General features: G+C 55.8%; 18 protein-coding genes. 11 read left to right on the top strand and 7 right to left on the bottom strand.

The window, feature by feature from the left end:
- Nucleotides 1-15 precede the first annotated feature (15 nt).
- The 3 genes from AC6I8N_RS02940 (at nt 16) to AC6I8N_RS02930 (ending at nt 3,907) form a co-directional block, all read left to right on the top strand.
- Nucleotides 16-474: a DNA polymerase III subunit chi gene (locus tag AC6I8N_RS02940; protein WP_021185766.1), complete on the top strand. Its 459-nt coding sequence runs from the start codon at nt 16-18 to the stop codon at nt 472-474.
- 5 nt (nt 475-479) lie between these two features.
- Nucleotides 480-3,335: a valine--tRNA ligase gene (locus AC6I8N_RS02935; protein ID WP_021185765.1), complete on the top strand. Its 2,856-nt coding sequence runs from the start codon at nt 480-482 to the stop codon at nt 3,333-3,335.
- Between the two features lie 68 nt (nt 3,336-3,403).
- A complete protein-coding gene (locus AC6I8N_RS02930) occupies nt 3,404-3,907 on the top strand; it encodes a GNAT family N-acetyltransferase (protein ID WP_021185764.1) in 504 nt (167 codons plus the stop codon).
- A gap of 39 nt (nt 3,908-3,946) precedes the next feature.
- On the opposite strand, the gene miaE is transcribed toward AC6I8N_RS02930, so the two are convergent.
- Together miaE and rraB are read right to left on the bottom strand one after the other, a co-directional pair.
- Nucleotides 3,947-4,708, bottom strand: a complete 762-nt coding sequence (miaE, locus tag AC6I8N_RS02925; protein WP_497829991.1) for a tRNA isopentenyl-2-thiomethyl-A-37 hydroxylase MiaE — start codon at nt 4,706-4,708, stop codon at nt 3,947-3,949.
- Between the two features lie 57 nt (nt 4,709-4,765).
- Complete coding sequence (rraB, locus tag AC6I8N_RS02920; protein WP_013507725.1) at nt 4,766-5,185, bottom strand: ribonuclease E inhibitor RraB; 420 nt, start codon at nt 5,183-5,185, stop codon at nt 4,766-4,768.
- A 164-nt stretch (nt 5,186-5,349) separates the two neighbouring features.
- On the opposite strand from rraB, the gene argF reads away from it, so the two are divergent.
- The 4 genes from argF (at nt 5,350) to ridA (ending at nt 8,482) form a co-directional block, all read left to right on the top strand.
- Nucleotides 5,350-6,357, top strand: a complete 1,008-nt coding sequence (gene argF, locus AC6I8N_RS02915) for an ornithine carbamoyltransferase (protein WP_021185762.1) — start codon at nt 5,350-5,352, stop codon at nt 6,355-6,357.
- A gap of 244 nt (nt 6,358-6,601) precedes the next feature.
- A complete protein-coding gene (gene pyrB, locus AC6I8N_RS02910; RefSeq protein ID WP_208724712.1) occupies nt 6,602-7,537 on the top strand; it encodes an aspartate carbamoyltransferase in 936 nt (311 codons plus the stop codon).
- 13 nt (nt 7,538-7,550) lie between these two features.
- Entirely contained in the window at nt 7,551-8,015 is a 465-nt protein-coding gene (gene pyrI, locus AC6I8N_RS02905; protein WP_021185759.1) for an aspartate carbamoyltransferase regulatory subunit, read from the top strand.
- An 80-nt stretch (nt 8,016-8,095) separates the two neighbouring features.
- Nucleotides 8,096-8,482 carry a Rid family detoxifying hydrolase gene (gene ridA, locus AC6I8N_RS02900; protein ID WP_208724711.1) on the top strand — a complete coding sequence of 129 codons (387 nt, stop codon included), beginning with the start codon at nt 8,096-8,098 and terminating at the stop codon, nt 8,480-8,482.
- Between the two features lie 347 nt (nt 8,483-8,829).
- Here the strand turns inward: ridA and AC6I8N_RS02895 are convergent, their stop codons facing one another.
- On the bottom strand, nt 8,830-11,214 hold the full coding sequence (locus AC6I8N_RS02895; RefSeq protein WP_497829990.1) for a beta-N-acetylhexosaminidase: 2,385 nt from the start codon (nt 11,212-11,214) through the stop codon (nt 8,830-8,832).
- Nucleotides 11,215-11,483: 269 nt separating this feature from the next.
- Between AC6I8N_RS02895 and nrdD the strand changes: the two genes are divergently transcribed.
- Entirely contained in the window at nt 11,484-13,622 is a 2,139-nt protein-coding gene (gene nrdD, locus AC6I8N_RS02890) for an anaerobic ribonucleoside-triphosphate reductase (protein WP_497829989.1), read from the top strand.
- Entirely contained in the window at nt 13,619-14,185 is a 567-nt protein-coding gene (gene nrdG, locus AC6I8N_RS02885; protein ID WP_208724709.1) for an anaerobic ribonucleoside-triphosphate reductase-activating protein, read from the top strand. Before nrdD ends, nrdG begins: the two co-directional genes overlap by 4 nt.
- Here the strand turns inward: nrdG and AC6I8N_RS02880 are convergent.
- Both AC6I8N_RS02880 and AC6I8N_RS02875 read right to left on the bottom strand, forming a co-directional pair.
- A complete protein-coding gene (locus AC6I8N_RS02880) occupies nt 14,078-15,115 on the bottom strand; it encodes a permease (RefSeq protein WP_497829988.1) in 1,038 nt (345 codons plus the stop codon). The genes nrdG and AC6I8N_RS02880 overlap by 108 nt on opposite strands.
- Before the next feature lie 155 nt (nt 15,116-15,270).
- Complete coding sequence (locus AC6I8N_RS02875; RefSeq protein ID WP_021185754.1) at nt 15,271-15,699, bottom strand: YhbP family protein; 429 nt, start codon at nt 15,697-15,699, stop codon at nt 15,271-15,273.
- Nucleotides 15,700-15,799: 100 nt separating this feature from the next.
- On the opposite strand from AC6I8N_RS02875, the gene AC6I8N_RS02870 reads away from it, so the two are divergent.
- Nucleotides 15,800-16,087 (top strand): GIY-YIG nuclease family protein, encoded by a 288-nt coding sequence (locus AC6I8N_RS02870; protein ID WP_013507715.1) that lies wholly within the window; start codon nt 15,800-15,802, stop codon nt 16,085-16,087.
- On the opposite strand, the gene AC6I8N_RS02865 is transcribed toward AC6I8N_RS02870, so the two are convergent.
- On the bottom strand, nt 16,071-16,577 hold the full coding sequence (locus AC6I8N_RS02865) for a GNAT family N-acetyltransferase (protein WP_013507714.1): 507 nt from the start codon (nt 16,575-16,577) through the stop codon (nt 16,071-16,073). The genes AC6I8N_RS02870 and AC6I8N_RS02865 overlap by 17 nt on opposite strands.
- On the bottom strand, nt 16,571-17,098 hold the full coding sequence (gene ubiT, locus AC6I8N_RS02860) for a ubiquinone anaerobic biosynthesis accessory factor UbiT (RefSeq protein ID WP_497829987.1): 528 nt from the start codon (nt 17,096-17,098) through the stop codon (nt 16,571-16,573). The genes AC6I8N_RS02865 and ubiT overlap by 7 nt, the downstream gene beginning before the upstream one ends.
- A 202-nt stretch (nt 17,099-17,300) precedes the next feature.
- Between ubiT and ubiU the strand changes: the two genes are divergently transcribed.
- Nucleotides 17,301-18,296 (top strand): ubiquinone anaerobic biosynthesis protein UbiU, encoded by a 996-nt coding sequence (ubiU, locus tag AC6I8N_RS02855; RefSeq protein ID WP_021185752.1) that lies wholly within the window; start codon nt 17,301-17,303, stop codon nt 18,294-18,296.
- Nucleotides 18,297-18,304: the final 8 nt, after the last annotated feature.

Here is an 18,304-nt window from a genome sequence, read left to right as displayed (position 1 = left end):
GGAATCTAGCCCGCCATGAAAAACGCCACCTTTTATGTGATGGAGTCCGATACCGCCAGCGACGGCCTGAGCGCCATTGAAGCGCTGGTGTGCGATTTGGCCGAAGCACGCTGGCGTGACGGCAAACGCATCCTGATTGCCTGCACCGATGAACAGCAGGCCAATCGTCTGGATGAAGCCTTATGGCAGCGCCCGGCCAATGCCTTTGTACCGCATAACCTTGCGGGTGAAGGCCCGCGTTATGGCGCACCGGTCGAGTTAGCCTGGCCGCAGCGGCGTGGCAGTTCGCCACGCGACTTGCTAATCAGCCTGCTGCCGCAGTTCGCAGATTTTGCTACTGCTTTCCATGAAGTGATAGACTTCGTTCCTTACGAAGAATCCCAGAAACAGCTGGCGCGTGACCGCTATAAAGCGTATCGCAGCGTTGGCTTCCAATTGAATACGGCGACGCCACCACAGCCGCAAACGACATAGCAGAAATGGAAAAGACATATAACCCGCAAGATATCGAGCAGCCGCTCTACGAGCACTGGGAACAGCAGGGCTACTTTAAACCGAATGGCGACACCAGCCAGGAAAGCTTTTGCATCATGATCCCGCCGCCGAACGTCACCGGCAGCTTGCATATGGGTCACGCCTTCCAGCAAACCATCATGGACACCATGATTCGTTACCAGCGCATGCAGGGCAAAAACACCCTGTGGCAGGCGGGTACTGACCACGCGGGTATCGCTACCCAGATGGTGGTTGAGCGCAAAATTGCGGCTGAAGAGGGTAAAACGCGCCAGGATTACGGTCGCGAAGCCTTTATCGACAAAATCTGGCAGTGGAAAGCGGAATCAGGCGGCAATATCTCCCGTCAGATGCGTCGCCTCGGCAACTCCGTGGACTGGGAACGCGAGCGCTTCACTATGGATGAAGGGCTTTCCAATGCCGTGAAAGAAGTGTTTGTACGCCTGTATAAAGAAAACCTGATTTACCGCGGTAAACGCCTGGTAAACTGGGACCCGAAACTGCGTACCGCGATTTCTGACCTCGAAGTTGAAAACCGCGAAACCAAAGGTTCGATGTGGCACATCCGCTACCCGCTGGCCGATGGCGCAAAAACCGCGGAAGGTAAAGATTACCTGGTGGTCGCCACCACTCGCCCGGAAACCCTGCTGGGCGATACCGGTGTGGCCGTCAACCCGGAAGATCCACGTTATAAAGATCTGATCGGTAAAGAATTGATCCTGCCGCTGGTAGACCGTCGTATTCCGATCGTTGGCGATGAACACGCCGACATGGAAAAAGGCACCGGCTGCGTGAAGATTACCCCGGCCCACGACTTCAACGACTACGAAGTTGGCCGTCGCCATGCGCTGCCGATGATCAACATCCTGACCTTCGACGGCGACATCCGCACCACTGCGGAAGTGCTCGACACTAACGGTGAAGAGACTGACGTTTACAGCAACGCCATCCCGGCTGAGTTCCAGAACATGGAACGTTTTGCTGCGCGTAAAGCGATCGTCGCGGCGATTGACGCCCTCGGCCTGCTGGATGAGATCAAGCCTCACGATCTGACCGTACCTTATGGCGACCGTGGCGGCGTGGTGATTGAGCCGATGCTGACCGACCAGTGGTATGTGCGCACTGCCCCGCTGGCAAAAGTCGCGGTTGAAGCGGTGGAAAACGGCGACATCCAGTTCGTGCCGAAGCAGTACGAAAACATGTATTTCTCCTGGATGCGCGACATTCAGGACTGGTGTATTTCCCGTCAACTGTGGTGGGGCCACCGTATTCCGGCGTGGTACGACAATCACGGCAACGTGTATGTCGGCCGCACTGAAGAAGAAGTACGTCAGGAAAACAACCTTGGCGCTGACGTTGCGCTGCGCCAGGACGAAGACGTGCTGGATACCTGGTTCTCTTCTGGCCTGTGGACCTTCTCAACCCTCGGCTGGCCGGAGAACACCGAAGCGCTGCGTACCTTCCACCCGACCAGCGTGCTGGTGAGCGGTTTCGACATCATCTTCTTCTGGATTGCCCGCATGATCATGCTGACCATGCATTTCATGAAAGATGAAAACGGCAAACCGCAGGTGCCGTTCAAGACCGTGTATATCACTGGTCTGATCCGCGACGAAGAAGGACAGAAAATGTCCAAGTCGAAGGGTAACGTCATCGATCCGCTGGATATGGTGGACGGCATTTCGCTGGAAGAGCTGCTGGAAAAACGTACCGGTAACATGATGCAGCCACAACTGGCTGACAAGATCCGCAAACGCACCGAGAAGCAATTCCCGGATGGGATCGTACCATCAGGTACCGATGCGCTGCGCTTTACCCTGGCGGCCCTGGCCTCGACCGGCCGTGACATCAACTGGGACATGAAGCGCCTCGAAGGTTATCGCAACTTCTGTAACAAGCTGTGGAACGCCAGCCGCTTTGTGCTGATGAACACCGAAGATCAGGATTGCGGTCAGAACGGCGGCGAAATGAAGCTGTCGCTGGCGGATCGTTGGATCCTCACCGAGTTTAACAGCACCGTAAAAGCCTACCGTGAAGCACTGGATAGCTATCGTTTCGATATCGCTGCCAACCTGCTGTACGACTTCACCTGGAACCAGTTCTGTGACTGGTATCTGGAGCTGACCAAGCCAGTGATGAACAGCGGTAGCGAAGCGGAACTGCGCGGCACGCGTAACACGCTGGTGACGGTGCTGGAAGCGTTGCTGCGCCTGGCACATCCGGTCATTCCGTTTATCACTGAAACCATCTGGCAGCGTGTCAAAGTGCTGAAAAATATCAGCGACGACACCATCATGCTGCAACCGTTCCCGCAGTACGAGGCGGCGAAAGAAGATGCGGAAGCGAAAGCGGATATCGAGTGGATGAAGCAGGCGATCGTCGCGGTGCGTAATATCCGCGCCGAGATGAACATCGCCCTGAGCAAACCGCTGGATGTGTTGCTGCGTGATTGCTCACCGGCGGCGCTGCGTCGCGTGGAAGAGAACCGTAACTTCCTGTCGCGTCTGGCACGCCTGGAAAGCCTCACCATCCTGCCTGCGGGCGAGAAAGGCCCGGTATCGGTGACCAAGATCGTTGAAGGCGCTGAACTGCTGATTCCGATGGCGGATCTGGTGAACAAAGAAGCGGAGCTGGATCGTCTGGCGAAAGAGCTGACCAAGCTGGATGTTGAGATCGAGAAGATCCAGACCAAGCTGGCGAACGAAGGTTTTGTTGCCCGTGCACCAGAAGCGGTGGTAGCGAAAGAGCGCGAACGTGCAGCTGAGCTGGAACAATCAAAAGCAAAACTGATTGAACAGCAGGGCGTGATTGCGGCATTGTAATCGCTTCAGGCCAACTGCTTAACCGAAGCCGGGCACTGCCCGGCTTTTTTCTATCGGATGAGATGCTAATGACCACTGTCACCCCGCTGGATCTTCAGGTACGTCCCATTACCGCAGCCGATAATCCGCTGATTGCTCGGGTCATTCGCGACGTCTCTGCCGAGTTCGGCCTGACTGCTGACAAAGGCTATACCGTGTCTGATCCCAATCTGGATCGGCTGTTTGAATTGTACAGCGAGGCGAACAGCGCTTACTGGATTGTCGAGCATCAGGGCAAAGTGCTGGGTGGCGGCGGTGTGGCCCCCCTGGCGTGTAGCGCGCCGGATATTTGTGAATTACAGAAGATGTACTTTCTGCCGGAAGCGCGTGGTTTTGGCCTGGCCCGCGATCTGGCACTACGCGCGATGGATTATGCACGCCAGCAAGGTTTCCGTCGTTGCTATCTGGAAACCACCGCCAGCCTGACGCGCGCCATTAAGTTGTATGAATCGCTGGGTTTTACCCTGATTGATACCGCGATGGGCTGCACCGGGCATGTGGATTGTGAAGTGCGTATGCTGCGTACCCTGTAATTATTCCGTCCCGTAGCGGCGCGATTTATCGCGCGGATTTTATAAGGTTGGCACACCGCTGTGAAAACGCAGCTCGGTATCCGGTTCGCTGATTAAGCGCCCTTCCGCCTCACCAATCGCGCGCACGCGTGGCGCAATATCTTTCGGCGAAATCTGCGCCGCCAGCGTCAGGTAATCCTGGTAATGACGCGCTTCGGAACGCAGCAGCGAGATATAAAACTTCTCCAGTTGCTCATCCAGATACGGTGCCAGGCTGGCGAAACGTTCACAAGAACGCGCCTCGATATAAGCACCGCAAATCAGCTTATCTACCAGGGTATCCGGCTCATGAGTCGTGACCTCACGCAGCAACCCTTTGGCGTAACGACTGGCGGTAATCTTGCGATACGGCAGACCGCGCGCCTGCATAATTTCCCAGACCTGATAAAAATGGTGCAGCTCTTCTTTAATCAGCAGCACCATCTTTTCCACCAGATCATCCGCCCACGGCAACTCATTACGCACGATGATGCTTTTGGTCAGATTTTTGTGGGCGTTGATAAAGTTGCTGTCGTGATCTTCGCCAAAAATAAAATCTTCATAGGGCTTCAGCCACGCCAGAATAGCGTCACCACTCGGCTTGTCAGCCACATATTTACGAATCAACCAGACGGCGGTTTGCGCGGCTTTTAACTCACAAACCATATGATCGGTGAGTAGCAACGTCAGGTTTTCCGGCTTGCGTGCTTCATCAATCCACGCCTGTGGTGTGCGGCAATGCAGAAACTGATGGATAGGTTCTAATAGCGGGGCGTAATTCATGAATGTCTTTATCTGCGGGGAAAAAATACGGGCAGCAACGCGGCTGCCCGTTCATTTTTAGTGACGTACACCGTCGTCTTCATCATCAATGAAGTCGCCGTCATCATCTTCGTCTTCCGCGTCCGGGTCTTCGAAGTAGGTGCCCCAACCGTCGTAATCTACGTTGTATTTGCCCGCCAGATTCACCAGTTGCTCAACCTGCGCATCAATCAGCTCGGGTTTCAGCGCGGCTTCGCTCAGGATGTCGACACACATCACCGTGCTGCCATCTTCCAGCTCCAGCTCTTCCGGTTCAGTCACCTCATAACCCAGCTTGAAGGCATCTACCGCCGCTTTTTCCAGCGAGTCAAAATTGTTGCAGGAAAGATGGTGCTCGATGGTGTAGAGGGCATCAGGATCGCTGCCATCTTCCAGTAATTCATCAATGATCAACCGCGTCTCTTCGCGTTGTTCTTCCAGCAATGCTTCGTATGCCATGGGGATATCCTCAAAATGTTCGGCAATGAATGCAATTATTTTCCCACACTGCCTCGCGCGCCACTACTCAAAACAGAAAGTTTCTTAACGCCGGGGTTGAAAATGCATATTCATACGGTTAGATTGAATTTTAATTCATTTATGATCCCCACATGGAGCGCTGTATGAGTCAGCTGAACCAACGCCATTTCCTGAGATTGCTGGACTTCACCCCAGCAGAAATTGATTACCTGTTAAGACTGGCCGGTGAATTAAAACACGCAAAGAAAAACGCCAGCGAAACGCAGTACCTGAAAGGCAAAAACATCGCGCTCATCTTCGAAAAAGACTCGACTCGTACCCGTTGCTCTTTCGAAGTTGCCGCTTACGATCAGGGTGCTAACGTAACTTACCTCGGCCCAAGCGGCAGCCAGATCGGCCATAAAGAGTCGATGAAAGACACTGCGCGCGTGCTCGGACGTATGTATGACGGTATTCAATATCGTGGTTATGGTCAGGCGTTGGTGGAAACCCTGGCGGAACATGCCGGGGTGCCGGTCTGGAACGGTCTGACCACCGAATTCCATCCAACTCAGTTGCTGGCGGATCTGCTGACGATGCAGGAACATCTGCCACAAAAATCGCTGAACCAGATGACGCTGGTGTACGTTGGCGATGCGCGCAATAACATGGGCAACAGCATGCTGGAAGCAGCTGCGATGGTCGGGCTGGACCTGCGTCTGGTGGCACCGAAAGGCTGCTGGCCGGAAGAACAACTGGTGGAACAATGCCGCATCGCAGCGCAAAAAACCGGTGGCAAAATCACGCTGACCGAAGATATCGCCACCGGCGTGCAGGGTGCCGATTTCATCTACACTGACGTGTGGGTCTCGATGGGAGAAGACAAATCCGTGTGGTCTGATCGTATCGCGCTGTTGCGCCCGTATCAGGTAAACAGCGCGATGCTGGCGTTGACAGGCAATCCGCAGGTGAAGTTCCTGCACTGCCTGCCAGCGTTCCATGATGACCAAACCACGCTGGGACGTCAGATGGCTGAGCAGTATGGCCTGAACGACGGTATGGAAGTCAGTAACGAGGTGTTTGAATCGGCACACAGCATTGTGTTTGACCAGGCAGAAAACCGCATGCACACCATTAAAGCCGTGATGGTGGCAACGCTCGGCCAGCCCTGACTCAGGCGGGAGCAAACGATTACCTCGCGTGTGATTTTTGCTTGATGCAAAGCAGTGAATGCGTATAATGCGCCACAATTTGCCGGGAGGAAACATGCAACAGCGCAGCGCACAATTTGACGCTCAATTACGCCAGAAAGCTGGCGGCGCACCTGTTTCTTTCCGTCATCAATCGATCGCAAATCAAGCCCCTTAAGCAGGGGCTTTTTTTTGTCCGTTATCCGGCAGCGCAGAGGAGAGAGCTATGGCCAACCCGCTATATCGTAAGCACATTATTTCAATTAACGATCTCAGCCGCGCTGAGCTGGAGCTGGTACTGCATACCGCCGCGCAGCTCAAGGCACACCCGCAGCCGGAGTTGCTGAAACACAACGTCATCGCCAGCTGCTTCTTTGAAGCCTCAACGCGTACCCGTCTGTCGTTTGAAACCGCCATGCATCGCCTTGGTGCCTCGGTCGTCGGTTTTGCCGACGGCAGCAACACCTCGCTCGGTAAGAAAGGGGAAACCCTCGCCGATACCATTTCGGTGATTGGTACCTATGTCGATGCCATTGTGATGCGCCATCCGCAGGAAGGCGCGGCCCGTCTCGCTACCGAGTTTTCCGGCGGCGTGCCGATTCTCAACGCCGGAGACGGGGCTAACCAGCATCCGACGCAAACCCTGCTCGACTTGTTCACCATTCGTGAAACCCAGAGCCGTCTGGATAACCTGAATGTGGCGATGGTGGGTGACCTGAAATATGGCCGTACCGTGCACTCCCTGACTCAGGCGCTGGCGAAGTTCGATGGCAACCGGTTCTTCTTTATCGCCCCTGATGCACTGGCGATGCCGTCTTACATCACCGATATGCTGGATGAGCAAAACATTCGCTGGTCGCGCCATGACAGCATTGAAGAGGTGATGCCGGAACTGGATATCCTGTACATGACGCGCGTGCAGAAAGAGCGTCTCGACCCGTCAGAATACGCCAACGTCAAAGCACAATTTATTCTGCGCGCCAGTGACCTGGTGGGCGCGCGCGACAATATGAAGGTGCTGCACCCGCTGCCACGAATCGATGAGATCACCACGGATGTCGACAGCACACCACACGCCTGGTATTTCCAGCAGGCCGGGAATGGCATCTTTGCCCGCCAGGCTTTGCTGGCTCTGGTACTGAATCGCGATCTGGCCCTGTAAGGAGGAAAACAGCATGACACACGATAACAAATTGCAGGTTGAAGCCATTAAACGCGGCACGGTGATTGACCATATCCCGGCGCAGGTTGGCTTTAAATTACTGTCGCTGTTTCGCCTGACCGAAACCGATCAGCGCATCACCATTGGTCTGAATCTGCCTTCTGGCGAAATGGGGCGTAAAGATCTGATCAAGATCGAGAACACCTTTCTCACCGATGATCAGATCAACCAACTGGCGGTGTATGCCCCTCATGCCACGGTCAACCGTATCGACGAATATGAAGTGGTGGCGAAGATCGCCCCGACACTGCCGGATCGCATCGAACGGGTGCTGACCTGCCCGAACGGCAACTGTATCAGCCGCAGCGAGCCAGTGTTCTCCAGTTTTGCCGTGAAAAAACGCGACGATGAAGTGCACCTGAAGTGCAAATATTGCGAGAAAGAGTTCGCGCACCATGTAGTGCTCGGTCACTGGTAATCGTCGGCATCGCCCCTATAATGGGGCGGTCTTTTCATGCCGTCGGGAGCACTGGCGGCGCATTTTCTTAAGGAGAAACAATGTCTCGCGAAATCAGTACCGAAAAAGCACCGGCAGCGATTGGTCCGTACGTACAGGGCGTGGATCTCGGTAGCATGATCATTACCTCCGGCCAGATCCCGGTTGATCCGCAAACCGGCGCAGTGGCTGACGATGTGTCTGCTCAGGCGCGTCAGTCGTTGGAAAACGTGAAGGCGATTGTTGAAGCTGCCGGTCTGAAAGTGGGCGACATTGTGAAAACCACGGTGTTTGTCAAAGACCTGAATGACTTCGCCACCGTGAACGCAACCTATGAAGCGTTTTTCACCGAGCATAACGCCAGCTTCCCGGCTCGCTCCTGCGTGGAAGTGGCGCGTCTGCCGAAAGATGTGAAGATTGAGATCGAGGCGATTGCGGTTCGTCGCTGATTCTTTGCCGGTTTCGCCCTTGCTCTTGCCCTCACCCTAACCCTCTCCCGCAAGCGGGAGAGGGGACAGATCGAGCAAATCTCCCGCCTCGCGGCAGAGGGGGACAGATCGAGTGAATCTCCCGCCTCGCGGCAGAGGGGACAGAGCGAGTGAATCTCCCGCCTCGCGGCAGAGGGGGACAGAGCGAGTGAATCTCCCGCCTCGCGGCAGAGGGGACAGAGCGAGTGAATCTCCCGCCTCGTGGCAGAGGGGACAGATCGAGTAAACTTCCCGCGCAGATCGAGCATATTGCACGTCTCCCTCTCCCGTCTTGCGGGAGAGGGCTGGGGTGAGGGTACAGCAAGCACCTACTTAAACGATCGCAGCAGTTTCTCCAGCGGGCGTACTAACGCCAGCACCGTCTCATCCTGCACCAGGGCAGCGTCATCCAGTTTCTCTTGCATCTGCGCCACTTCTCCCGCGCCATACGCCTGATTACGCTCCAGCGTCGCGACCAAATCCAGCCCCATGCGGCAGAGAATTGCCACCTGCTGTACCTGCGGTTGCAGCGCATGCAGTTGATAGTTATGCAGCGTCAGCGGCAGCACCCGGTCGCTGTTACTTAGCCAGCGTTGCAATTGCTGACGAATCACATTAGCGGCCTGCCGGTTGCCCCGATTAGCGATCAAGGCATTCACCTGCTTGTCCAGCAAACGCACCGCTTCGCTCTCGGCGGGCAGAACATCGGCCAGACGGTTAAGCGGCTCGAAATAGTTATAGTGGCCTGCCTGGAATTTCAGATGCTGCCGTGTGTAATATTGTGCCGGTTCCAGCACCTCACTCAGCACGCGCAGTGAGGTAATATCGGTGCTGTTCGCCAGTCGCATCATCTGTACCTCCGCCTGCTGATGTTGTTGCAGACCAACGGATATGGCACCCCAGCGATCGATGGCGCTCAACCGCTGATACATATTATCGCTGTCATTCACATCGGCAGCAGACCACAGGCGTTCCGCCACCACAAAGGTTCGTGGCCACAGTTTGGTGTCAATAATCTGGCTATTGACGTTTTCCGCCCACAGCGCCGCTTCACCCCCTTTCAGGTTTTCACTTAACTGCTGCGGGCTGGGCAACGAAGGGGCAATCCCACTGGGTACTTGTGCCAGACGGCCCCCCTCGGTGGGATAACGGACATTGCCCACCAGCATATATCCGGTCAGTTTGTTGTCCGTCAACGTCACCATCGGCTGCACTTCCCCCATCCAGGTATCCACCCGGAACGTCACCTGGCTGGATGACAACCAGTCGACCTGCTGCACCAGGCGCCGCGCTTTGCCGTTAAAGTCAATAAAACCGCGCCACCCCTCTTTTCCCTCAATCAGAGTGAAACTGCCCTTCACCGCGCTGCCTTTCAGACGTGGCAGGGTGAATGCCCAACTCTGTGCCTGCTCATCTGCCTGCACCTGATCCTCGCCGTTCAGCCCCTGCGGGAAAGGCTCATTACGATAGTGGTAAGCCGCAGGTTGTGGTTGATCAAGGTAGAAGCCGGTTGAAAGGATGCCGCGATAGTCGTTTTTCACCACCTCACCTAAGGCATCCTGCCCCTGCCACGACTGGATCAGAATGCTGCGCGGCAGATCGGGATGATAGATTTCGTCCCAGCCCACCATGCGACGTTGATGCGCTTCAAGAATCTTTTCCACCCGCTGATTAAACCAGGCCTGCAACGCATGGGCATCCTTTAACCCGTGATCGCGCATAAACTGTTGAATTTTAGGCGAGTCATTCCACTGCGCAGGATCAACCTCATCACCGCCAATATGCAGATACGGATCCGGGAAGATCGCTGCCACTTCCCCTACCAGCGTATCGATAAAGGCAAAAACCTGTTCATTGCTCGGATCGAGCAGCGGCTTAAATACCCCCCAGCCGCGCTCCATTGAGTACGGTCCCGGTGCGCTGATTAGCTCTGGCATCGCCACGGCGATGGCCGAAGCATGGCCGGGTAGATCGACTTCCGGGACAACGCGGATGCCACGCTGCGTGGCATATTGCACTACATCGCGCATCTGCTGCTGGGTGTAGTAGCGGCCATCACTGGCTTTATCCTGCAACTGCGGATAATGGCTGGAGGCAAAACGCCAGCCCTGATCGTCGGTCAGGTGCCAGTGAAAAACATTCATACGGGCTGCCGCGATGCCATCAATCTGACGTTTGATGGTCTCCACCGGCATAAAATGACGTGCGGAGTCGATCAGCAGACCGCGCCAGGCAAAGCGCGGTTGGTCATTGATGGTGACATACGGGATGACCGTGCCGCTTTCGCTGTTCTCAATCAGTTGCAGCAGAGTCTCCATACCACGCATGGCACCGAAGCGTGTCTGCGCCTCAAGCAAGACACCATCGCTGTTCACCTCCAGCTGATAGCTTTCATCGCTGTCTGGTTGCGGTAAGGGGTCAACCGCCTCCTTGATTTGCACCCGGATAGTCGCCTTTTCATCCGATGCGTCCGTTGGCAACAACGGCCAGCCAGTTTGTCGCGCAATACGTCTGAGCCAGCGCGTCTCCGCCCCCTCCAGATGGTCCCCCGATATGTGTAGCGTCAGCTGTGGCGTCAGTTGATAGGCACCGCCGCTCCGAGGCAGCTCAACCTGTTGCGGCCAGGGCATTAGCGGCAGATCACCCGCCGGGGTGGCGAAAGCGGAAAAACTCACGGATAAACAACAGGCAAGCAGCGTGCGTTGCAGAGGCATGAAGGGCATCCTTGTTAACGATTGTCTGACCAAAGCGGGCAAAAGGCTCATTAAACCTGTTTCGCGTCGCACATCAAGTTGCAGAAAGCGGAACTATGGGCGGGTTAAAACTTTTTCAGTTTAGTCAGCGTTGCTGATTGCGCGCCTTTCAAACTTCCTTATTGCTTCTTTGCGCCATATCAAAAACCCTGCAATTAATTCTCAGGCAAACACCATATATAGCGATTACACTTCGTTAAAATCACAACATGTAGTTTCACGGAGAGTAAATGGCAACGGTAGTGATTAAGCGTGACGGCTGCAAAGTGCCGTTCGATGCCCAGCGCATTGCCTGCGCCGTACAGGCTGCGGCCAGTGCGGTACAGGTGAACGATGCGGCCTGGTGCGCCCAGGTTGCGGCAGAAGTTGAACAGCAACTGGCTGCGCGCCACGAGGTGGATATCCGCGATATCCAATGCGCGGTCGAAGAGACGCTGATGAGCGGTCCGTGGCCGCAGCTGGCACGCGCCTATATTGAATATCGTCACGACCGTGACCTGGCGCGTGAACAGCGCGGGAAACTACATCACGCTATTCGTGGCCTGGTTGAACAAACCAACGCCGCGCTGTTGAACGAGAACGCCAACAAAGATAGCAAGGTGATCCCCACCCAGCGTGATTTGCTGGCAGGGATCGTCGCCAAACATTACGCACAACAACAGATCCTGCCACGCGACGTGGTGCTTGCGCACGAACGCGGTGAGATCCACTACCACGATCTCGATTATTCGCCCTTCTTCCCGATGTTTAACTGCATGCTGATTGATCTGCACGGCATGCTAACCAACGGCTTCAAAATGGGTAACGCTGAGATCGAGCCACCCAAATCGATCGCCACCGCCACCGCCGTCACCGCGCAGATCATCGCCCAGGTCGCCAGCCACATTTACGGCGGCACCACCATTAACCGTATCGATGAAGTGCTGGCCCCCTTTGTCACCCTAAGCCTGGAAAAACATCGTGCTGTCGGCCTTGAATGGCAGATTGCCGATGCCGAGGCGTATGCCCGCGCGCGTACCGAAAAAGAGTGTTACGACGCCTTCCAGTCGCTGGAGTATGAGGTCAATACGCTGCATACCGCCAACGGCCAAACCCCCTTTGTCACCTTTGGTTTTGGCCTCGGTACCGACTGGGCGGCACGTTTGATCCAACAATCGATCCTGCACAACCGTATTGCCGGGCTGGGCAAAAACCACAAAACCGCGGTATTTCCGAAGCTGGTATTTGCCATCCGTGAAGGGGTTAACCGCCGTGCGGGTGACGTCAATTACGACATCAAACAACTGGCGCTGGAGTGTGCCAGCAAGCGGATGTATCCCGATATCCTCAATTATGACCAGGTGGTGAAAGTCACGGGTTCATTCAAGACGCCGATGGGTTGTCGCAGCTTCCTCGGCGTGTATGAAGAACATGGTGAGCAGATCCACGAAGGACGCAACAACCTGGGCGTGATCAGTCTCAACCTGCCACGCATTGCGCTGGAAGCCCAGGGGGATGAGGCACGTTTCTGGTCGCTGCTGGATGAACGCCTGACACTGGCGAAACGTGCGTTGATGACCCGTATCGCGCGGCTGGAAAAAACCAAAGCCCGCGTCGCGCCGATTCTGTATATGGAAGGTGCCTGCGGCGTACGCCTGAAGGCCGATGACGATATCGGGCCAATTTTCCGCAATGGCCGTGCCTCCATCTCCCTTGGCTATATCGGTCTGCATGAAACCCTCAATGCGTTGAGCGGTAACGAAGTGCATCCGTATGATGCCGATTATCTGCGCGCCAAAGGGGTGGCGATCGTCGCCCATCTGCGTCAAGCGGTGGATGCATGGAAAGCGGAAACTGGCTATGGCTTTAGCCTCTACAGCACGCCAAGCGAAAACCTGTGTGACCGCTTTTGCCGCCTTGATGCCGCCGAGTTTGGCGTGGTGCCGGGCGTCACCGACAAAGGTTATTACACCAATAGCTTCCATCTCGACGTCGAGAAGAAGGTTAATCCGTACGACAAAATCGACTTTGAAGCGCCTTACCCACCGATCGCCAACGGCGGTTTTATCTGTTACGGCGAATATCCCAATATCCAGCATAACCTCAAGGCACTGGAAGATGTCTGGGACTATAGCTACGACCGCGTGCCCTACTACGGCACCAACACGCCTATTGATGAGTGCTACGAATGCGGCTTCAGCGGCGAATTCAGTTGCACCAGCAAAGGCTTTACCTGCCCTTGCTGCGGCAATCATGATCCGGCGCGGGTGTCGGTGACACGGCGCGTGTGCGGCTATCTCGGTAGCCCGGATGCACGTCCGTTTAACGCCGGTAAACAGGAAGAGGTACAGCGCCGCGTGAAACATCTGGATACGGGACAACTGGGATGATGCATATCCATCGCTATTATGACGTCGATATTGTTAACGGTCCGGGCACACGCTGCACGTTGTTTGTCGCCGGTTGCGAACACCAATGTCGCGGCTGCTACAACCAAAGTACCTGGCGACTGGACTCCGGCGTGCCTTTCACGCTGGCGATGGAAGAACAGCTGATCGCCGATCTCAAAGATCGGCGCATTCCGCGTCAGGGATTGTCGCTCAGCGGCGGCGATCCGCTGCATCCCCATAACGTGCCGCATATCCGCCGTCTGGTGAAACGGGTGCGGCGTGAATGCCCCGATAAGGATATCTGGCTGTGGACCGGCTACCAGTTAGCGGAACTGAGCGCCGCGCAGCGGGAAGTGATCGCCGAAATCGACGTGTTAATCGATGGGCGATTTATCGAAGCGGAGAAAGATGCGCGGCTGCTATGGCGCGGCAGCCGCAATCAGAAAATCTGGTATCTACGCCAGCCACAGGGCGAGCACACCGACCAGCATTCCGCTGCAAGCGACGCCCAGCAAGGCTATCCACAACGCGCGAGCCGGGAATGCCCGGTGCAGCATCAGTAATGAAGGGACGCTGACCGCTGGCAATGTCAGCAGCAATGCCAGCGCGGGCGCGATGCCCATCCCGGCCAGCATCATGGTCTGGACAATCGGGATCTCTGCCGCAGTCGGGATGACAAACAGGCATCCCGCCACTGCCATCACCACCACCCAGAACAACGTGTTACCCACGGCCCCATCCGCATGCGGGAACAGCCAGACGCGGGCCGCGCCAAGCAGCAGCACCGCCGCCACATACAACGGGATGGTATTCCAGAACAGCCGCCACAGCACCCGCCACCAGCGCTGGAGAAAGGGTTCTTCCGGGGGGACCGATGCCCTGGCCTCAAGTGCACCGACTTTCTGCGGCACGCTACGTTGCACCAGCCAGGCAATGCCCAGCACCATGATGATCCCCGCCACCAGGCGAATCGCCGCGAACTGCCAGCCCAGGACAAAACCCATAAAAATCAGGGTGGCCGGATTCAGTATCGGGTTTGCCAGCCAGAATGCCATCGCCGCACCGCTGGAAACTTGCGACTGCCGCAAACCCGACGCAACCGGTGCGGCACAGCACGTACACATCATGCCAGGTAGCCCAAGCCCGGTGCCAATCAATGCGGAACCAAAACGGTTCTTGCCCATCAGACGCAACAGCCAGCTACGGGGGATCAGCACCTGTACCAGCGATCCGAGCAGTACGCCGAGTACCGCTGCTTTCCACACCGCCAGAAAATAGACCATCGCGTAATCCAGCGCGGCACGCCAGGGTGACGCATCCGCGTTGGCTAAAATCGATTTACCGATCGAATGAGTCTCTGCCGCCATGAAGGCTTTGCCGTAGTAGGGTTGCCATTTGACGTACCAGAGGCCAACAATCACCACCAGCAGAAATAGCAGCGGTTTCCACCAGGCAAAACGCGTTGCCGCAGCAGTTGAAGTGAGTTGAGTCATGACAGGATTCCGTATTCAGACTGAATAACGAATGCCGTACCGGAGGCACGACGGATTAACCCGCGGCAGCACGATTTATCGCGCGGTTTTATCATCCATCACGCACGAAATTGCGCGATAAATCGCGCCGCTACGGATAGAGGGTAGCAGAACGCTTAATCCGCGCGCTGCCAGACAATTTTTTTGCCAAACCCCAGCGCGTTATCCGTCATCTTCACTTCTTCCAGCACTATTTCCCACAGTGGAGCCGTGACGGCTCGCGAAATGGGGAAACGTTTCTGGTAGGCATGACGCGCCTGTTGCTCGGCTTCATCCCTTAAGCGCTGAATATGGCCGCGATATTGTACCCCCTTAATCAGCAACACGGTTTTCGGCTGGCCGTTAACCGTGCCCGCCACGCGCGGATTAGCCAACATCAGTTGACCATGACGGGTATCTGGCTCGGTCATCAGCCAGAACACCATGCGGGATTCATCAAAAACATAAAAACAGTTGGCGCACCAGAGATCGTCACCGTCTGTCGCGCACAGCGACAGCGCATGCTGTTTCTTCAGGTAGCGAATCAGATGGGAATGGTCGGACACAATCGAACTCCCTTGCAGGCCAGAGGCCTGTGCTGACCAATAGCGGCAACGCCGGATGCGCGCTACACTGCCTGCCAGCAATTTTTCCGAGGTTAGTCATATGGAGCAGGGCTGGCAGCTTTATATGCTGCAAACCGCCGCAGGCATGCTTTACACCGGCATCACAACGGATGTTAACCGGCGTTTACAACAGCATCAGCAAGGGCGTGGAGCACGATCACTGCGCGGCAAAGGCCCGCTGACGCTGGTATTTCACTGTGATGCCGGGGATCGCGCCGCCGCATCACGACTGGAGTATCAGGTTAAACAGTTAAGCCGGGCGCAAAAGTTACAACTGGTAGCGCAACAACCGCTCAACCTGACGAACTGGTTTACGCAAAGCGATTGAAAGGCTCGGCAAAATCGATCTGCCCTTCTGCCCCGACGAACGCATCGTCGGCCAACTTGTACACCTGAAACGCTGCTTCTGAACCGGTCCAGCGGCAATGCAAACCATGACGCGCTGCCGGTTCAAAACCGAAGGCATTGTAGTAAGCCGGGTCACCCAACACCACCACTGCGCTGTAACCAAATTCGTTCAGCGCGTCTAATCCCTCGTACACCAGCTGTTTACCGATACCCTGTTTACGTACCGTCTCGTCCACCGCCAGCGGTGCCAACGCCACCCAGCCGCGATCCTCACCCTGCAAGGTTACCGGGCTGAAGGCGGCGTAACCCAATACCTGGCCTTCATCATCAGTCGCCACCACGCCAAGGGTCAGCAAACCATCTTCACGTAACTGTTGTACCAGTTCCGCTTCGGCGGCGCTGGCAAAACAGCGCTTTAACAGGCTGTCGATGCTGGCTGCATCAACACCAATTTCAGTACGAATTAACATGAGATCCTCGCGCGCGACTCACTGGCCTTCGCGTCCTGTTTCAGTCCTGCCTCAACAAAGGCAGCCAGCTGTTGCAACCCCGTGCGCAACGGCGTGGGCATGGCATCCAGTTCAATGGCATCCATCAGGTTTTTCACCTCCAGTCCCAGCTCCGTGTCGCCTTCAATCACCAGACGGCGTTGAAAGAACAACATATCGGGGTCTGCTTTGCGTGCTGCCACCAGCAACAGATCGTTAGCTTCACCACGAAACCAGACATCAGCCTCTGTATCGTGTGAAACGGTCAGACGCCCATCCTGCAAGGTCGTCATCCAGCGCAAATTGATATCGCTGATTTCGATCCCCAGGGAACGCCCTTCCAGAAAGTCTAACTCACCTTCAGCCAAAGCATGGCGAAATTGCCAGTTTAGGAGTTGTTGCAAAACGGCTTTTTTCAGCACAAAAGGGGTCAATAAAACCGGTAACCCGAGGAATTTTGGGCCTTTTTCAACAATCAGGCCGCGTAAGCGAGTAAACACCATCTGCACTCCCTTTAGAAAATTTTACCTATTCTGCCACATCCGTTTGGCTTCGCATCCACTGAGATCAAGGAATTCGCAGTCTGGTTGTGTGAAAAATCTTCACTCTGCATCACCATTGGCCGTTTCACTGCCTTAAATCAACATTCTGCGGCGAGGGCTTACCTACACTCAACGCCGTCCAGAACCTGGGGGAGGAAAAAGTATGGAACTGCTGTGCCCGGCGGGGAATCTGCCTGCGCTGAAATCGGCGGTGGAGCATGGCGCCGACGCCGTTTATGTCGGCCTGAAAGACGATACCAATGCCCGCCACTTTGCTGGCCTTAATTTTACCGATAAAAAACTGGCCGAAGCCGCGCGCTATCTGCACCAGCATCGGCGCAAACTGCATGTGGCGATTAACACGTTTGCCCATCCCGATGGCATGAATCGCTGGCAGCAAGCGATTGATATCGCTGCCCAGAATGGTGCGGATGCGCTGATCCTCGCGGATATCGCCACGCTGGAATATGCGGCGAAGCACTATCCACAGGTTGAACGCCATCTGTCGGTACAGGCTTCGGCCACCAATCTGGAAGCGATCCGCTTTTATCACCGCCATTTTCAGTTGCACCGCGTGGTGCTGCCGCGCGTACTGTCGCTACATCAGGTGAAACAGCTGGCGCGTGAAACACCCGTCCCGCTGGAGGTATTCGCTTTTGGCAGCCTGTGCATCATGGCCGAAGGTCGTTGTTATCTCTCCTCATGGCTGACGGGTGAATCGCCCAACAGCGCTGGAGCCTGCTCACCCGCCAAATTCGTGCGCTGGCAGCAGACGCCAAATGGCATGGAGTCACGCCTGAATGAAGTATTGATTGACCGTTACGGCCCCGATGAAAGCGCCGGTTATCCCACCCTGTGTAAGGGGCGCTATGAAGTCGATGACCAGCGTTATCACGTCCTGGAAGAACCGACCAGCCTGAACACCCTGTCGCTGTTGCCGGACTTGCTGCGGGCCGGTGTGGCATCCGTGAAGATCGAAGGACGCCAGCGCAGCCCGGCCTACGTGGCGCAAGTGGCGAAAGTGTGGCGCCAGGCGATTGATCGATGTATCGCCGCACCGGAACAGTTTGCCGTGCAGACCCCGTGGATGCAGGCATTGGGAGAACTTTCTGAAGGTAGCCAGACCACGCTCGGCGCTTACCATCGCGACTGGCAGTAAGGAGTCAG

The organism is Pantoea sp. X-Soil-TKNS-1279, from assembly GCF_059730565.1.
Note: the sequence above shows the minus strand (reverse complement) of the source record. Positions and strands in the feature narration are given on the sequence as shown.

What these genes read in the sequence shown, in the direction of transcription:
- AC6I8N_RS02940 (WP_021185766.1), top strand. Translation starts at nt 16, where the DNA reads ATGAAAAACGCCACCTTTTATGTGATGGAGTCCGATACCGCCAGCGAC.
- AC6I8N_RS02935 (WP_021185765.1), top strand. Translation starts at nt 480, where the DNA reads ATGGAAAAGACATATAACCCGCAAGATATCGAGCAGCCGCTCTACGAG.
- AC6I8N_RS02930 (WP_021185764.1), top strand. Translation starts at nt 3,404, where the DNA reads ATGACCACTGTCACCCCGCTGGATCTTCAGGTACGTCCCATTACCGCA.
- miaE (WP_497829991.1), bottom strand. Translation starts at nt 4,708, where the DNA reads ATGAATTACGCCCCGCTATTAGAACCTATCCATCAGTTTCTGCATTGC.
- rraB (WP_013507725.1), bottom strand. Translation starts at nt 5,185, where the DNA reads ATGGCATACGAAGCATTGCTGGAAGAACAACGCGAAGAGACGCGGTTG.
- argF (WP_021185762.1), top strand. Translation starts at nt 5,350, where the DNA reads ATGAGTCAGCTGAACCAACGCCATTTCCTGAGATTGCTGGACTTCACC.
- pyrB (WP_208724712.1), top strand. Translation starts at nt 6,602, where the DNA reads ATGGCCAACCCGCTATATCGTAAGCACATTATTTCAATTAACGATCTC.
- pyrI (WP_021185759.1), top strand. Translation starts at nt 7,551, where the DNA reads ATGACACACGATAACAAATTGCAGGTTGAAGCCATTAAACGCGGCACG.
- ridA (WP_208724711.1), top strand. Translation starts at nt 8,096, where the DNA reads ATGTCTCGCGAAATCAGTACCGAAAAAGCACCGGCAGCGATTGGTCCG.
- AC6I8N_RS02895 (WP_497829990.1), bottom strand. Translation starts at nt 11,214, where the DNA reads ATGCCTCTGCAACGCACGCTGCTTGCCTGTTGTTTATCCGTGAGTTTT.
- nrdD (WP_497829989.1), top strand. Translation starts at nt 11,484, where the DNA reads ATGGCAACGGTAGTGATTAAGCGTGACGGCTGCAAAGTGCCGTTCGAT.
- nrdG (WP_208724709.1), top strand. Translation starts at nt 13,619, where the DNA reads ATGATGCATATCCATCGCTATTATGACGTCGATATTGTTAACGGTCCG.
- AC6I8N_RS02880 (WP_497829988.1), bottom strand. Translation starts at nt 15,115, where the DNA reads ATGACTCAACTCACTTCAACTGCTGCGGCAACGCGTTTTGCCTGGTGG.
- AC6I8N_RS02870 (WP_013507715.1), top strand. Translation starts at nt 15,800, where the DNA reads ATGGAGCAGGGCTGGCAGCTTTATATGCTGCAAACCGCCGCAGGCATG.
- AC6I8N_RS02865 (WP_013507714.1), bottom strand. Translation starts at nt 16,577, where the DNA reads ATGTTAATTCGTACTGAAATTGGTGTTGATGCAGCCAGCATCGACAGC.
- ubiT (WP_497829987.1), bottom strand. Translation starts at nt 17,098, where the DNA reads ATGGTGTTTACTCGCTTACGCGGCCTGATTGTTGAAAAAGGCCCAAAA.
- ubiU (WP_021185752.1), top strand. Translation starts at nt 17,301, where the DNA reads ATGGAACTGCTGTGCCCGGCGGGGAATCTGCCTGCGCTGAAATCGGCG.